The organism is Chitinophaga filiformis, from assembly GCF_023100805.1.
GTDB classification, from domain to species: Bacteria; Bacteroidota; Bacteroidia; order Chitinophagales; family Chitinophagaceae; genus Chitinophaga; species Chitinophaga filiformis_B.
The window spans coordinates 3,557,347-3,573,420 of record NZ_CP095855.1 but is presented as its reverse complement, the minus strand read 5'-3'; the positions used below and the strand labels follow the sequence as shown (position 1 = coordinate 3,573,420).

12 protein-coding genes are annotated in these 16,074 nt (G+C 38.3%); 9 read left to right on the top strand and 3 right to left on the bottom strand.

Annotated elements, in window-relative coordinates; all coding sequences use genetic code 11:
- The first annotated feature begins 421 nt into the window (after positions 1 to 421).
- The 3 genes from MYF79_RS14310 to MYF79_RS14300 are packed head-to-tail and all read left to right on the top strand — an operon-like array spanning position 422 to position 6,150.
- A complete protein-coding gene (locus MYF79_RS14310) occupies positions 422 to 1,492 on the top strand; it encodes a DNA cytosine methyltransferase (RefSeq protein WP_247814650.1) in 1,071 nt (356 codons plus the stop codon).
- Entirely contained in the window at positions 1,477 to 4,464 is a 2,988-nt protein-coding gene (locus MYF79_RS14305; RefSeq protein WP_247814649.1) for an ATP-binding protein, read from the top strand. The genes MYF79_RS14310 and MYF79_RS14305 overlap by 16 nt, the downstream gene beginning before the upstream one ends.
- The gene (locus MYF79_RS14300; RefSeq protein ID WP_247814648.1) at positions 4,465 to 6,150 is read left to right on the top strand and encodes a response regulator receiver domain; all 1,686 of its coding nucleotides are present in this window, start codon (positions 4,465 to 4,467) and stop codon (positions 6,148 to 6,150) included.
- 246 nt (positions 6,151 to 6,396) lie between these two features.
- On the opposite strand, the gene MYF79_RS14295 is transcribed toward MYF79_RS14300, so the two are convergent.
- Positions 6,397 to 6,858 carry a very short patch repair endonuclease gene (locus tag MYF79_RS14295; RefSeq protein WP_247814647.1) on the bottom strand — a complete coding sequence of 154 codons (462 nt, stop codon included), beginning with the start codon at positions 6,856 to 6,858 and terminating at the stop codon, positions 6,397 to 6,399.
- A gap of 365 nt (positions 6,859 to 7,223) precedes the next feature.
- Here MYF79_RS14295 and istA point away from each other — a divergent pair, with 365 nt between their 5' ends.
- From istA to MYF79_RS14265, 6 genes are all read left to right on the top strand, one after another.
- Entirely contained in the window at positions 7,224 to 8,768 is a 1,545-nt protein-coding gene (gene istA, locus MYF79_RS14290) for an IS21 family transposase (RefSeq protein WP_247811969.1), read from the top strand.
- A gap of 22 nt (positions 8,769 to 8,790) precedes the next feature.
- Positions 8,791 to 9,519 (top strand): IS21-like element helper ATPase IstB, encoded by a 729-nt coding sequence (gene istB / locus MYF79_RS14285; protein WP_247811970.1) that lies wholly within the window; start codon positions 8,791 to 8,793, stop codon positions 9,517 to 9,519.
- A 198-nt stretch (positions 9,520 to 9,717) separates the two neighbouring features.
- Complete coding sequence (locus MYF79_RS14280; RefSeq protein WP_317233112.1) at positions 9,718 to 11,304, top strand: ISL3 family transposase; 1,587 nt, start codon at positions 9,718 to 9,720, stop codon at positions 11,302 to 11,304.
- Between the two features lie 154 nt (positions 11,305 to 11,458).
- Positions 11,459 to 11,920 carry a hypothetical protein gene (locus MYF79_RS14275; protein WP_247814645.1) on the top strand — a complete coding sequence of 154 codons (462 nt, stop codon included), beginning with the start codon at positions 11,459 to 11,461 and terminating at the stop codon, positions 11,918 to 11,920.
- 1,025 nt (positions 11,921 to 12,945) lie between these two features.
- The gene (locus MYF79_RS14270; RefSeq protein WP_247814644.1) at positions 12,946 to 13,257 is read left to right on the top strand and encodes a DUF3892 domain-containing protein; all 312 of its coding nucleotides are present in this window, start codon (positions 12,946 to 12,948) and stop codon (positions 13,255 to 13,257) included.
- A gap of 130 nt (positions 13,258 to 13,387) precedes the next feature.
- Entirely contained in the window at positions 13,388 to 14,617 is a 1,230-nt protein-coding gene (locus MYF79_RS14265; protein ID WP_247814643.1) for an IS256 family transposase, read from the top strand.
- Between the two features lie 39 nt (positions 14,618 to 14,656).
- On the opposite strand, the gene MYF79_RS14260 is transcribed toward MYF79_RS14265, so the two are convergent.
- Both MYF79_RS14260 and MYF79_RS14255 read right to left on the bottom strand, forming a co-directional pair.
- Positions 14,657 to 15,118: a hypothetical protein gene (locus MYF79_RS14260; RefSeq protein ID WP_247814642.1), complete on the bottom strand. Its 462-nt coding sequence runs from the start codon at positions 15,116 to 15,118 to the stop codon at positions 14,657 to 14,659.
- 89 nt (positions 15,119 to 15,207) lie between these two features.
- Complete coding sequence (locus MYF79_RS14255; RefSeq protein ID WP_247814641.1) at positions 15,208 to 15,879, bottom strand: hypothetical protein; 672 nt, start codon at positions 15,877 to 15,879, stop codon at positions 15,208 to 15,210.
- Positions 15,880 to 16,074: the final 195 nt, after the last annotated feature.

Here is a 16,074-nt window from a genome sequence, read left to right as displayed (position 1 = left end):
ATAGTGGATTTTCACAACGAGAAGTTTAAAGAAAACGTAGATAAGGGAAAGCGGGAAAACAACACGTACAGAAATGGCCCACAAGGCAAGGATAAGATCACGGCCTTTCTTTCCGACGTTTTAAAAAATGAAACATATCTCGCTAGAAAGATTTATCATGTTGTGAATAGCTTTCCCGTCAACATTCAACTTTCTCGAACCTCTATTGTATATTAAAAGTGATTAATATTCCAGAGATATTATTATATTAGCACCTAACCTATAAACAAATAAAATTTAATATACCTCACATTATTAAATTGCATGTTATGTTAGTTTTTGTTTTACTGATTGTTGTAAAATAAGTATAGTTCATATTGTAGCGTGACAATTTGAACACCATTAACAGAACGAAAAATATAGTAAACATCTACAAGTAATAATGCGGAAAAAAGTAAAATTAAAAGCGGTGGATTTTTTCTGTTGTGCTGGAGGAGTGACTCAAGGATTTAAACAAGCAGGAATAAAGGTGTTGGGGGGAATTGATATTGAAAACATTTACAAAGAAACATACGAGAAAAATAACAAAGGATCACGTTTTATTCATGCAGATGTAGCCCAGTTATCGACAAAGGATTTAGAACAAACACTTGGTTTATCTCAATTTGATGATGAGCTAATCTTTGTAGGCTGCAGTCCGTGTCAATATTATACGAATTTGCAAACGGACAAGACAAAATCTTCGAAAAGCAAGATGCTGTTAGAAGAATTTCAAAGGTTTGTTGACTATTTCAAGCCGGGTTTTATTTTTATTGAAAACGTGCCGGGGCTAGAATCAAACGTCGGTAGCCCATTACAGAGATTCAAGAAATTTCTAGATAAGAATGGCTACAGGTTTGTGGACGCAGTTGTTAATGCAGCAGATTATAATGTCCCTCAAAACAGGAGACGATATGTGTTACTGGCTACTCGTTTGACAAACAACATTACAATTCCACGAGGTCATTCTGAGTGCCCAAAAACTGTTAGAAACGCTATCGGAAGCCTTAATAATATCTCTGCTGGTCACAAAGATTCGATTGATGAAATGCATTGGGCATCGAAATTAGAAGCATTAAATCTTGAAAGGTTACTAAATACCTCTTTTAACGGGGGCTCTCGATTAGAATGGAAAGATAATCCTAAACTTCAACTTAACTGTTATAAAGGTAAAGACACCACTTTCCCAGATGTTTATGGCAGAATTTACTGGGACAGTCCGGCTCCGACGATAACGACCAAATTTCACAGTATTTCAAATGGAAGATTTGGGCATCCAGAGCAACACAGAGCTTTATCTCTTAGAGAAGGAGCAATCCTTCAGTCATTTCCAATATCATACAAATTTTACTCCAGTAGTATGGGGACAATTGCCAAGATGATTGGTAATGCTGTACCTCCTAAATTGGCAAAGAAGGTTGCTTTACAGTTTATTAAATCCTATAAGCTATCAACAAAATGGCAAAATTCGTAGCACGAGCCAGAGCAATTGACTTACTTGGTAGACAACAGATTGCAGGTGTACCAACAGCAATTAACGAGCTTTTCAAAAATGCTCACGATGCTTATGCTGATCATGTCGAGGTCGATTTTTTCCGCAAAAAGAAATTACTTGTATTGCGAGATGATGGTGTTGGCATGAGCCTTGACGATTTTGAGAATAGATGGCTAGTTTTAGGGACTGAGAGCAAATTTCCTAATAGAAAGACTCCCCCCCCAGCTATTGATCCTGACAAGGATGAAAGACCCATTATGGGTGAAAAAGGTATTGGGAGGCTGGCAATTGCCTCAGTAGGGAAACAGGTATTAATAGTATCTCGAGCTAAGAGGGAACATGTTCTGGGTAAGTTTGTAGTTGCCTTTATTAATTGGGGAATATTTGAGCTACCAGAGTTAAATTTAGACCAAGTAGTAATTCCAGTAGAAGAATTTGACGAAGATGCCCCACCAACAGTAGAAGATATTAAGCGGATGAAACAAGAAGTGATTGATAGTATCAGCGTACTGCAAAGCAATGATGATATCACCGTTTCCGAATTGAATAAATTGATAGCAGAGATAGATACTTTTGATGTAGATCCGATACAGTTAATGTCGTCGCTACCGGGTAATCTATCACTTGAGGATAATTCAGGAACACATTTTTATGTTTCTCCTACAGATGAAAGCCTGATTTCTAGTATTGGAACAGATGGTGAATTGAGAGAAGAAGCATCTGGTTTGGAAAAAATGTTAATTGGATTTACAAATACTGTGACGCCCAATCATCCGATTCCCAATATCCAAACCTCTTTTCGCGATTATCGAAGTGATGATGGAGCATATTTCGATTTAATTGGAGATCAGTCATTTATTACTCCTGAGGATTTTCAAAGAATTGATCATCATTTTTCTGGCGAATTTGACGAGTATGGGCAGTTTAAAGGAGAAGTTAGAGTATATAATCACCTATTCGAAAATCACACAATTTTATGGGAGGGCAACGGGTTCCGACAGACGTTATGTGGTAAGTTTTCGATTGAATGCGCATATTTACAGGGCGATCAGAAGCAATCATACCTTGATCAAACTCTGTATGCCCCTGTTAAAACGAAATTGGACCGATACGGTGGATTATATATTTATAAAGATGGGATAAGAATACTTCCTTATGGAGATAACAATTATGACTTTTTGGACATCGAGAAAAATAGATCCAAAAGTGCTTCATATTATTTTTTCTCTTATAGGAGAATGATAGGAGTAATTAATATCAGCAAACTTGGTAATCCAAACCTAACAGAAAAAGCAGGGAGAGAAGGATTTATTGAAAATAAAGCATATAGACAATTGAGAGATATTTTGAAAAATTTCTTTGTCCAATTAGCCTATGACTTTTTCCGAGAGAAGGGTGGTGGCCAGTCTACAGAAGTTTTTCTAACATTAAGACGCGAAAGAGAAAAAATACATAAGGCCAAAGAAGCAAGAGACAAAAGAGCGAGAGAGAGGAAAGGTGTATTTGTCAATGAACTGAATAAATTTTTCGGCGATGTACAATCTGGAAAGATCTGGGGCGATATAGACCTTCTACTAGCAGATACAGATAAAAGACTGTCTGGTGTTTCATCAATCGAGGATCCTGATGAGGCAGGACAAGCCGTAATCGATATTGAATTTGGCGCTAGAAAGGCACTAATGGAAATACGATCGAGGTATCGGGTGTCTACACCAAGGGGATTCTCATTATCAAAAGATCAAAGACGAGATTGGGAAGCATATTTAGAAGAATTTGACAAAATTAACAGCGACACATTCCGAAAAGCAGACAATAATATCGACTCATTAGTAGATCAGTATCAGAAAGTGCTACAGATCGAGATAAGCAGACGGAAAAGAATAGAAAAGCATGTAGAAGTAATTTCTGAAGAAGCCAAAGACTCTACCAAGAAGAAATATGATGAGGCTAGAAATGTTGCGGATGAGGTATCCTCAAGAGTCAAAAAGTTAACACAGGAACTAATGGAAAATCTTGAGCAGACCATTAGATTGACAAAAGTGGGTCTTACTCAGGTCCGTTTATCCGATTCCGCAGATCAAGATATTTATGAACAGATTAGATCTATGGAAGCTCCGATTATAGAGGAAAAGGACTATGCTACCGGTGTTTTAGAAAGCATTATTCATCAGTTAGATAGTATTTATTGGGAAAAGGATGGCGATGGGCGCATAATTACAAATGCTCAAATCAGTGATGTGTTGGAGGAGGAGCTAGAGGAGGCAAAAGAAAAAATTTTATCTGATGTCGAGTTAACGCAATTAGGCCTCGCAGTTAATATTGTTCATCACGAGTTTAACAGTACTGTTAATTCTTTGAGGTCAGGGATCAGAGATTTAAAACGATGGGCTGATGTTGATGAGAAATTGGAAACGACATATAGAAATATTCGCGCAAATTTTGAACACTTGGATAGCTATTTATCTTTGCTAACACCATTCAATAGACGATTATATCGCCGTGAGGAGGTTATTAAGGCTGAAGAGATTTATATTTTTCTATTAGATGTTTTTCGTGGTCGTTTAGATAGACATGATATTAAGATAACAAGAACTAACGGATTTCAGAGAGCTATACTGAAAGGGTATCGTTCTCAGTTTTATCCTGTTTTTGTTAATGTTGTAGATAATGCTATCCATTGGTTAAAGCATAAAAAAGAACCAGGAGATAAAATCATCAGACTTCATTCTGATAATGGCAGCTTTTATATATCTAATAATGGCCCTGAGATCCCAATTAATGATAAAGAGAACATCTTTGATTTTTCTTTTTCCCGAAAAGAAAATGGGCGCGGTATAGGCCTCTATATATCCAAGGAGGTTCTTAGAAATGCCGGTTATGATATATTTGTTGGTGAACCTCGAAAGGATTCTACGGTTACCTTTGAAATTAAACCTATTAAACCTATATAAATGGCAGAAACATTCTTGGATGAATCTACACAAATTGCTGATGACTTTATAAGGACAATTAGTTTTATTGATGATCAGCCGTTTTTTAACGAAAGTGAAGATCCTGTTAATGAGTCAATGGATCATCGCTTAAATGCGGGGCTTATAACCAAGACTTTTGCGAAGACGGGCAAAATTTGTGCTTTTTTTCAGTATAAGGATTTGACTGAAGAGAATAATGTACTGAATTTGTCAGAGAATTCCGATGTGTGTGTTATTGACTGGAGAATCATTTTGAATGATAGTAATGCTGACAAAAATCCGGAGAAACAACCAGTCGACGGAAGTGTTGCTGAAGTAGTAGCAGCACCAGGAGCTGAAGAGGATGTCGAAGAAACAGAGTCTCGTGGTAAATACGCCTTGCGTTTAATAGAGGCCTTATTAAGAAGACAATACAATTCACCGAAATTAATCTTAATTTTGACTGCTGAATATGATTCATCCGCAATTTTCCGACCTATTAGTGATAAGTTGGCTGCTATAGGAATCGATTTTGAGCATAACCAAGAAGGCTTGTTCTTCCAGAATAGTAAATCTAGAATTGCTATATACTTTAAAGAAGCCCTGAGTACAAAAGCGCATATTTCAGAAGAGGTAAAGAAGAAAATCGTAAGTTTTAGTTCTCTTCCTAATGTTGTTAACTCAGAATTTGCTTTGCTTACTAATGGCCTGATCCCGAATGTAGCATTGAAATGTATCTCTGAAATTAGGGCTAATACTTTTACTCTCTTGGGCTCATATAATTCATCCTTGGATCCTGCCTATCTTACCCATAGATCTCTTTTGCCTAATACTAATGATGCAGAGGACCATTTGATTGAGATTATTGGCGCTGATATTAAAGCGATTATCAAAGGTAAAGGTATATCAGAATCTGTCAGAACCAATAGTCTTCCGAGGTATATTGATTATAAATTTACAGAGCCTAGTTATACTTTAAATATTGCAGAAAAAGATAGATTTACAAGCATTGATGTTCCCGATCAGATTGATAAGGCAATACTTACATCGATTGTAGTAAATGGTATCGAAAAAACTTTTTTTAAGAATAGTCATCCTATGAACGAAAAGATGATTTTTTCTAAAAACTGCTATAGGGATTTAACTCTAACATTTGTTGCTAATCAAGAAGAAGCAAATACAAGTAATATCAGGTTTGCTATGCTAACATCTCTTAAACCTTCATATGGAACAAATTCTCTTCACCTGTCTCAGGGAGTAATTCTCAAAGATGATAAAAGAGATGGTGGGTATTGGCTTTGTATACAGCCTAAATGTGATAGTGTCAGGATTGAGACTGTTAGGCGATTTTTTCTTTTTTTAAAACTAGTTAAAGTCAATGAGAATAAATTCAATATTGTTTTAAGGGAGGATAATGATTATTCATATTTCAAGATCAACTATCAGATATATGACAGTATGTTAATTCCATTCAAGATTGATAAGCAGAGTAATAGTGGAGGTGTGGTTGTGCCAGAAGTGGTAGATGGAGTACCTAGGTTTCTAAGAGTAGATAATAATCAAAAAATGATATGGATTGCAGAATTAAAGAATGATTTTGCTCAGAGCATTTCAAATAATTTTTCAGCGCAGCTGTCTCGTGTTGGATTAGATTTGTCTGAGTGGTTACGTCGCAATTCTCAATAATAATGTTAAATAGTTCAGGTTCAATCCGACAGCTCGTCAATATAGCTTAAGCTGATCTGACGTTAATTTGAATCACTATTTTTAGGAATGCCTACCCAAAGCCTCAAGGGATTTCAAAAAAGAAATATATGATTCTTAGTTCGTCTAACGATGGCGGAAGTGTTAGATGATTTGAAACTGTAAGGATAAATAGTAGCAATTAAACATAATAATATCACACAGTTGCCCCCTTAGAAAGTATCGAAATTAAAGCAAGGTATTATTATCCCAATATTTTTCAGGAGAGGTGGATGGTTTTCTGATTTCATCCAAGAGAGCAGCTAGTTTTGCTTGTTTTGTTTTTGCCTTAAGTTCACATGTCCAGATAATTATCACCCTCCAATTTTGGCTTAGTAAAGATTGGATGACTTTTGCGTCATGTTTTTTATTAATATCTATTTTATTTAGCCACCATTCAGTTCTTGTTTCGGGAATCGTGAAGTATTTGCAGTTCATGTGACCATGCCAAAAGCATCCATGAATAAATATTACAGTTTTATATTTGGGTAATACTATGTCTGGCTTACCGATAAGTTTTTTGCTATTTAGCCTGTATCTGAAACCATTGGAATGCAAGAATTTGCGAACCGTCATTTCAGGTTTGGTGTCTTTTGCTCTTATTTTACTCATATTATAACTTCTCACTTGTTTACTATGTTTATCTGCCATCTGATGGAAGTTTAGAAGAACAAATTAGGGCATTTTCTTCGAGCTTAGCTAGTGATTTCTCATGGTTTGTTATTAAAAGGCCTCGCTCTGGCATCGTCGGCAAGAAGGACGCCAATACCTTGATTGCCGCCTTCCGCTTCACTAAATGTGTATTACGCTTGATGTTGACCACCCCTAACGCTCATCTTGACCACCTTTCCGGCCTTTACTCATATTAATAATTGATAATCAGCCAGTACCGCTGGTCAATATGCCGGAACGACATAAACTTAATTAACGTAGGTGGTCAACATGCCGGAACGGCATATTGACCACCTCTAGTTCCTCCAGGATTGTTTGCTTTGGGATACAAAACCCCACGGAAGATGGCCGGAGAAACTATCAGCATGACTAAACTAAAACAGATCTTCTTGCATCGCAGGAATGGCATGGCCCTGGAAGCCATTGCCCGCGTAATGAACGTCTCTCGCAACACTGTCAAAAAGTACATTCGCTTAGCAGAGCAGAAGGGCTTGGAATTGGAACAGCTGGCAGCGATGGAGGAACATGACCTAGAAAAGATATTTGCGGAACCAACATCAGTTGGGAAATCGCGCTTTCAGGATCTGGAGGGAATGTTTGCCTGGATGGAGCAGGAATTGAAGCGAACTGGCGTTACACGATGGTTGCTGTGGGCGGAATACAAATCCCGCTATCCGGATGGATACGCTTACACACAGTTTTGCGATTATTACAGGCATTGGTTGGAACATCGTTCTGCAACTATGCATTTTGATCATACACCTGCGGACAAAGCCTATATTGACTTTACCGGTAAGAGATTGCAGGTGGTTGATAGAGACGGAGGAGAAGTACGAGATGTGGAGATATATGTGTGCATATTAGGATTTAGCCAATTAACCTACGTAGAGGCATTAAATAGCCAGCGCAAGGAGGACTTTCTGCAAGCAACAGCCAACTCATTAAAATACTTTGGAGGTGTGCCCAAAGCCCTTGTTACAGATAATCTGAAGTCTGCCGTGACTGAACCGGATAATTATGAACCGGAAATCAATGAAAGCTTCCTCGAATTTGCCAATCATTATCAGACAACTATTTACCCCGCCCGCAGTAGAAAACCTAAGGATAAAGCGCTGGTAGAAAGCGCGGTTAACATCGTCTATAAACGCATATTCGCTCCATTACGGGATAAGATATTCTTTGAATTGCATGAGCTGAATAGCTCCATACTAGAGCTCTTAAATAAGCATAATAACGAGATGTTTCATAAGGAACCATTTAGTAGAAGGCAAAAGTTCGAACAGCATGAAGCAGGCCTGCTCCAGCCATTACCTGCAACCCCTTACCAGCTTCGGAAATATAAGACAGCAAGAGTTATGAAGAATAGCCACATACAGCTGGAAAAGCATTATTACAGTGTGCCATACCGCTTTATAGGGAAAGACGTCAAGGCCATTTATACCCGTGATCAGGTACATATATTTATCAATAACGAGAGGATTGCCTTCCACATTCGGGGATACAAGCCGTTTGGCTATACAACAGATCAGAATCATCTTCCCTCGAGTCACCAGTTTGTCGCTGATTGGAAGCCTGAAAAGTTTCTGTCCTGGGCTGATAGTATCGGCCCACAAGTTAGGACCTACATAGAAACCATCCTGCAGCAAAAGAAATATCCGGAGCAAGCCTATCGCAGCTGTGTTGGGATATTATCCCTGGCAAAGAAGGCGGGCAAAGAACGTCTGATAAAAGCGATAGAACGAGCCACCTTTTACCAGATATATAACTATAAAACTGTCAAGAAGATCCTTGATGGAGGGTTGGAAATGTTATTCGAGCCAGACAGTGATCAAAGTGAGGCCTCATTGCCCCAACATACTAACATAAGAGGGAAAGAACACTATCAGTAATCACCTTGTAAAACACCATACTATGCAAGAAGTAATCAAGCAAAAATTAGGTCAAATGAAGCTGCATGGCATGAACCAGGCATATTCAGCAGTCTTATCCAATACTCGTTCTGAATCCATCACTCACGATGAGTTTATACACATACTCGTGCAGGCTGAGTGGGAAGACAGAGAAGGCAGAAAGATTGGCCGATCTTTAAAAAATGCGCGGTTCCGCTATCAGGCCTCCATTGAAGAAATTGATTTTACAAAAAGTCGAAATCTGGACAAGACGCATTTATTGCGATTAGCTGAATGTATCTTTATAAAGAAAAAGGAGGACCTCCTCATAACCGGTGCATCTGGTGTAGGCAAGAGCTTCGTCGCCTCAGCCTTGGGGCATCAAGGCTGCCAGTTAGGCTATCGTGTTTTATATTTTAATACCCAGAAGCTATTCTCTCGCTTGAAGACGGCTAAGGGCGACGGTTCATATAACAAAGAAGTTAGTCGAATAGAGAAATATGATCTTTTAATATTAGATGACTTTGCCTTGCAACCTCTAGACAATTACAACCGTAATACACTTATGGAAATTATTGAAGACCGACATGGGCGTAAATCAACCATAATTGCCTCTCAATTGCCTGTCAGTATGTGGTATGATGTGATTGGAGAAAGCACGATTGCAGATGCGATACTAGACCGGTTGGTTCATAAAGCGCACAGAATAGAATTACAAGGAGAATCTATGAGGAAACTGAAAAGTAACTAGTCCGATTTTACCTATTTTTGTTTTAAATAATACATCTTCCACAAAAAGTATGGAAGGCCTGCCTTCGGCAGGAATTAAGTTTTGTCAAAGCGGGTGGTCAAGATACCGTTCTGCTGGTCAGCATCTGGTTCTTCGTCACTTTTGGTGGTTGGGAAGTGTTACATAATGAGACTCAATGTAACATAAGTTATAAATTTCATGTGGCCTCAAAATTTAATATTCTATTGTGATGTGTTTTGCTATGATTTATTGGATTGCAAAGTAGATGCAGGTAATATCACTCTATTTATGAGAAGCCAGAAAGTGGAGCAGTTGTGCCCTCTTTGTAATATTCCTGCGACCAAACTTCATAGCTACTATTATCGATCCTTCAGAGATTTACCAGTGTTTGAGAATAAAGTATTGATAAAATTAAAATGTAGGAAATTTTATTGTGAAAACCAGTCATGTATCAGAAAGATCTTCGTTGAATCTCTTGATGATACCTTCTCTAAGTATAGTAGGACTACCAATAGGCTGAATAAGAAGCTTTTGAAGATAGCATTGTTGGTTGGTGGTAATATGGGATCAAAGTTATCTCAAACCTTAAATATACCTACGAGTAGTTCAACGTTTATCAGATTAATACACAAACAGAAATTTCCTCAAAACTTTGAGGCAAATGAGATAGGGATAGATGATTGGGCATATAGAAAAGGCCACACTTATGGAACTGCTATTATCGACCTGACATCACGAAAGATCATTGATTTATTACCCGATAGGGAAGCTAAAACCGTAGAAGATTGGTTAAAGCAAAGACCTGATATAAAAATAGTAACCCGGGATCGGTTCGCTAGATATGCCAAAGGAGTTTCAAAAGGTGCTCCGCAGGCATTACAAATAGCAGATCGTTGGCATCTGATAAAAAATATGGGTGATGCTTTGACTAAACTATTAGAACGGGTTCGGCAAAGCATGAAACCTCAATTGGTAAACAAGGTGAAAGCAGCAAAGGAATACCTGGAACCAGGAAACCAGGCTTTGAAAGAATCCTCTTATGGCTCATTGCCGAAGCGCTTTTCGCAATTCGAACAAATAAGGAAATATTATAAGGATGGCGTACCAATAAGAACTATTGCCAGATTGGTAGGAGCAAGTAGAAATACTGTAAAAAAATACTTGCACCTAAACGAGCCACCACCTAAAATACCCGCCAGAAGTAACTTAACTGGATATGTAGATTATATCCAGTCCAGATTGAGAGAAGAACCTGAAGTGGAAATTATTCAGTTATGGAATGAAGTTAAAGAAAGAGGATATAAGGGAAGCAAAAGCGTATTCTATGAACACCTAAAGGGATATCAGAAAGGGAAACGGTATCCAACAATATCATCCTCTTCAATGCCATACTGGTCCGCAAGGAAAGTAAGTCTATTACTTTATCGAAAAAGAAAGCAACTATCAATGGAAGAGAGGGAATTGATCTCCAATTTAAAGAAAAAGTCAAAGGATATTCAAACAACTTCACTTTATGTAAGCAGGTTTCGTAAACTATTAGAAAATAAACAAGGAGAAGGATTACAAGGTTGGATTGATGAAGTATCTGGTACCAACCTTAAAGAGCTTAAAAGCTTTGCAAAGGGGTTATTATCAGACATCACTGCTGTAACAAATGCAGTCTCATTTCCCTGGAGTAATGGACAGGTTGAAGGCCAAATTAATAAATTGAAGACAATAAAGCGTCAGATGTACGGACGGGCCGGATTCAATCTGTTACGAAAGCGATTGGTGCTGCAAAGGTAGTAACCACCAAAAGTGACGAAGAACCAACATAAATCAGAACGGTGGGTCAACATGGGCCAGAATCTACATCTGACTGCACACAACACTCGAATAACACTAGTAGGAGATTCTCTGAAAGAAACGCAACTTACTACTTATTTTTTAACCTCTGGAGATGAATATAATAATAAATGATATCGAAAAGATACTAAGACAAAAACTAGAGATAGAACGCCAAAGTAAAGAGCTAGAATCAAAATTGCATCAATTGGGTGAGAAGTTGGCAGAGCATTTATGCCCCTTCCAAGTCAATCAACTTGTTCATATTGGCAATAGGCAAGGAAGAGTTACCGAAATAAGACATCTGTGTTTTCAAGATGTATTTGTTGATTTTTTTGTATATAAAGATATCTTAAATGCAAGCTCTTTCGAAACTAACAATAGCCATCATTTTCAAGTTTTTAAAATCAACGAAAGAGAATTCGCTTTTACCTGGGAAATATCAGGCAATAAGATAAAAAAGAATGGTAAGATTGGAAAGAGATTTTTCAAAAATGTGAACCCGACTACCTATCACATTATGCAAGACATGAGACTATTGTCTAAACTTCACAAGTTTATCAGACATAATGTATAAAAATCAAATGGCTAATATTATTGCATGAAGTGACAGAGGTGTTACTATTGCATAGTAGGAGCAATACACATCCGTGGCAAAGTATAACAGGCCTTCGGCATAGGAAGCTCGCTGGCAACGGTGGGAATAAATTCCGATATCTGAATACTGTCCTCACATCACCCTAACCAATAATCTTTTTTATGGGGCCTGGGCGCATGATACTTATATTCACTATCATTATCATAATATTCATGCGCATCGGTGTAACTATCTTCTAGCCTTAAAGCCATAAAACCAGAGCCGAATCGCGGTTCACATTCGCTAAAATGAGCGTTCTATAATACATATACGATATCGCTCGCTCATACACTTTCAACCTGATAGAAACTGCGCAAGGCCCCGACTATTTTAAGATCAAACTTTACCAAACTACTTTTCTCAAAGGGAACAATCCACAACACATATACACCCAATTCGTGATACCGTCTAGTTCGTTCCAGAGTTTTGGCTGAGGTGAGTGAAGATGCCCTGAACTCTACTATATATGTCCGGTCTAATTATACCAGTGGCTTCTCCAGTTCAATGGACTTCACCTTATCCTTTATCATAGCATTGAGAGTTCAAGTATCTGATGCTTCTTCTTAGTATGCGGATGGTCTTTTCACCAGCAGACTCACATGAAGCAGCATGTTTTACGGGCAAATGAGGAATTTTTACCAGCCCATTTCTTAAGGTTGCCTTCCCTTTTACACCCTTGGCAATAATACTACCTCCAAAAAAGTTGCATGTTCCGCAGTAACCCCGGCAATACTATCGCCTAGTTGTGTATTTACGGTAAACATAGAGACATGAGTGTTTCATTAAGTTATAAATTTGAGTGATCAATTTAGTTAATACCGTGTTAATCTTAAAAAATGAACAATATAATATCAAACAAATTAGAAGAACTTACTCAAAAAAATGAGTACCGGAAAATTCCCCTTTTATTATAATCTGAATGGAATGGCAGCTATATAACGTAACTTCGGACCAAAATAAAAATCATGGCACGCTATTATATTACAGCAATTAGAAAAAGTAATAATGGTTCCCATATTTCCCATGTGCTGGTTCACTCAACAACAGGAGAAGGTAGATTAGGTAAAGGCACAGTATATAGTAAAGCGCAAATCATAAGTTTCATGGTCGGTCATACTTTCCAAACCGTAACATATAACTATAGTGACGGCTCTTGGAGAATCGGAGCTGATGTAGGAAAAGTTCGTGTAGCAGGAGTCGATTATTTAAGGACAGATCGCGATTCAACAGCACGAGACAACTTAGGTAATCTTCTATTGATTGATGAACTCAGATAGGAAGTAGATAATAGCTTTCGGGAGTGTTAAGATAACTGTGTAAAGGTCAAAGATACTATGCAGAGGCTGCTGGGGCAATTAACCAGCAGTCTCTGATTAAAATCTTACCTTTAAATTAATCAGTTATCTTATGGACAAGCTACAGCAGGCCATTCAAGAAGAACTGGCCAACCGTTTAAAAAGCGGTAAAATCAAATCCAGTAAAGATCTTTCCGATCTTTTCCATGAAATGTACCGTCTGGGCATCCAGGAGATGCTCAAAGCTGAAATGGATGAGCATTTAGGGTATGAAAAGCATGCACCAGAAGGTGTAGAGCACCCCAACAGCCGTAATGGGTACAGCAAGAAAAAAGTAAAATCCAATCTTGGGGAAGTCCCATTAGAAGTTCCAAGGGATAGAGATGCCAGTTTTGAACCTCAGTTAGTTCCTAAGCGAAGCCGCGTAATGGCTGAAATAGAGGACAATATATTGTCTTTATATACTCATGGTATGACTGTGCGTGATATCGAAAGTCATGTGCGGGAACTGTATGGAGTAGAAATGAGTGAGGCAACGATCTCTCACATTACCGATCGTGTAATTGATCATATTGAGCAATGGAAAAACAGAAGGTTGGAAAGGGTATATATGGTTGTGTGGATGGATGCTATCATCTTTAAAGTACGCCAGGATGGCAAAGTCATAGATAAGGCTGTACAGATAGCTGTAGGCCTTAATAACAATGGTTACAAGGAGGTATTAGGGATGTGGATCTGCCAAAATGAAAGTGCTGCGTTCTGGATGAGTGTGTTGACTAATCTAAAAGCTCGTGGAGTTGAAGATATCTTGATTACAAGTACTGATAACCTGAAAGGCTTTGTGGAAGCGATCAAGTCTGTATATCCTCAGACAAAAACTCAAGTTTGTATAGTTCATCAGCTAAGAAACTCACTAAAATTTGTTGTCTGGAAAGACAAGAAGCAGGCTGCTATTGCCTTACGGGAGATTTACGGCGCTCCAGACGCTGATATAGCCCTGGCTGCATTACAGCACTTTGACGATCAGTGGGGAGGTAAATATCCCTATATCGTCAAATCCTGGCGTAGTAACTGGGACTATCTATCGACCTTTTTTGAGTTCCCGCTGCAGATCCGCAAAATCATTTACACGACCAACCTGATTGAAAATGTGAATCGGGGAATACGCAAGTATACCAAGGCCAGAAGCATATTGCCAAGCGATCAGGCAGTTGAAAAAGTGGTCTATCTCAGCCTAATGCAGGCTCAAAAAAAATGGACCATGCCTCAAAGAGACTGGCCCATTATGTTAACACAATTTATTAATCTTTTTGGTCAGGAGCGATGCAACTTACAGCTATGATCAGGATATACAGTTTACACAGTTATCTTAACACTCTCACTAACAGTAGTAGTGCCTGTTACCTCCTTTATCAATTTTAATAAGTATTGTTTCCTTTTCATTTTCAGGCGTCAGGATTACATCTTTATCAAGTATACGGGCGATATCGCTCATAAATCTCATCAACTTCTCATGGCCCTCAGGTGAATTAAATTCCTTTGGATTAATGTCGTTTTCTATTTCTGAGTCGTCAGCGAAATAAGCATTTATCATAATTGCGTCGACGAAAACGCTTGCAATTGAACTAAGATCATGTTCACGGTTCCAATGTCCTTCGATAACGCAAACATTAATTTTGTCTTCATATTTATCTGTATTTCCATTATACCATTCAATGCGATAATTCTCATTCACATAGTCTATCCATTTTTTCCAGTCTTGCCGGTCAGCATGCAAAACAAAAATGTCGCGCAAAGAGCCATCCTGATAATAAACCTTACGCTTTAATTCGTTCCAGGTCATCCTTGTTATCTATTGTATTAAAATTAAGTATGTTAGCGGCATTCGTACCTTAGTTTACGCATGATCCGACCGTCTTAATGCGAAATTAACTATTTGTATGTTTGTATCCCATTGGTATAAAAGATCAATTTCCCATTATCTTCGTAATAAGCTTCAGGGTATTCAGACGGATATACGCTGTTGAGCGGAGTAACGCGCCAGGCTTTAACCAATATCTCCGGAGTAAAACTTATTCCTGTATTGAGATTATAATAGCCAAATTCGGCTTTCAAACAACTGTCTTTATATTTAGCTGCAATGGGGTCGTGCTGAAGGCTGGCGAGAAATAAACCCCTGAGCTGAGGTAAAGTCAGCTGATGCGCTGTATCCAGCGTTGTACCTTTTGTAATTTCGCCGCTCTCCGAGCTAAACTTATGGTCCAGAAAAATGTATGACATGCTGCGTAGAAATATTCTCACCCCATTGGCATACTGATCCACCGTTGCCACTTGCATCTCATACTTCTTATATGGTGGATACCGGGTTTGCAGCGAGTCCAGTATATATCCATAGTACCGTAAGTTGCCATTCGCAATTTGATTGGCACTAAAAAGCTCATTTATTGTATTCACATCGGAGCTACTAACAGCATGGGCAGTAACAGGCAGGTAGCATCTTTTTATACAGCCATAGTCTTCCGGTAGCATGTTATCACTCTTTCTTTTGGAACAGGCATTTAATGTCAGGATACAGATGATCGCTATCCAGGATGCATTTTTCATAAGGTCTTGTTGATTTAACATGGGGGAAAGAAATACGATGCTAAACAATATCCTGCCCGCGCTCAGCTATGCTTTGGGTTATTGTGTCAGTAGAACGGGAAGCCTGCTTGAAAGGTAACAACAAGGATCTGAAATTACATTTACATGACATTTGAATTTTATATACCCATATCGCATGATCGAAATATCAATATA

Coding starts and splice junctions, on each gene's coding strand:
- MYF79_RS14310 (WP_247814650.1), top strand. CDS start 422: ATGCGGAAAAAAGTAAAATTAAAAGCGGTGGATTTTTTCTGTTGTGCT.
- MYF79_RS14305 (WP_247814649.1), top strand. CDS start 1,477: ATGGCAAAATTCGTAGCACGAGCCAGAGCAATTGACTTACTTGGTAGA.
- MYF79_RS14300 (WP_247814648.1), top strand. CDS start 4,465: ATGGCAGAAACATTCTTGGATGAATCTACACAAATTGCTGATGACTTT.
- MYF79_RS14295 (WP_247814647.1), bottom strand. CDS start 6,858: ATGGCAGATAAACATAGTAAACAAGTGAGAAGTTATAATATGAGTAAA.
- istA (WP_247811969.1), top strand. CDS start 7,224: ATGGCCGGAGAAACTATCAGCATGACTAAACTAAAACAGATCTTCTTG.
- istB (WP_247811970.1), top strand. CDS start 8,791: ATGCAAGAAGTAATCAAGCAAAAATTAGGTCAAATGAAGCTGCATGGC.
- MYF79_RS14280 (WP_317233112.1), top strand. CDS start 9,718: ATGTGGCCTCAAAATTTAATATTCTATTGTGATGTGTTTTGCTATGAT.
- MYF79_RS14275 (WP_247814645.1), top strand. CDS start 11,459: ATGAATATAATAATAAATGATATCGAAAAGATACTAAGACAAAAACTA.
- MYF79_RS14270 (WP_247814644.1), top strand. CDS start 12,946: ATGGCACGCTATTATATTACAGCAATTAGAAAAAGTAATAATGGTTCC.
- MYF79_RS14265 (WP_247814643.1), top strand. CDS start 13,388: ATGGACAAGCTACAGCAGGCCATTCAAGAAGAACTGGCCAACCGTTTA.
- MYF79_RS14260 (WP_247814642.1), bottom strand. CDS start 15,118: ATGACCTGGAACGAATTAAAGCGTAAGGTTTATTATCAGGATGGCTCT.
- MYF79_RS14255 (WP_247814641.1), bottom strand. CDS start 15,879: ATGAAAAATGCATCCTGGATAGCGATCATCTGTATCCTGACATTAAAT.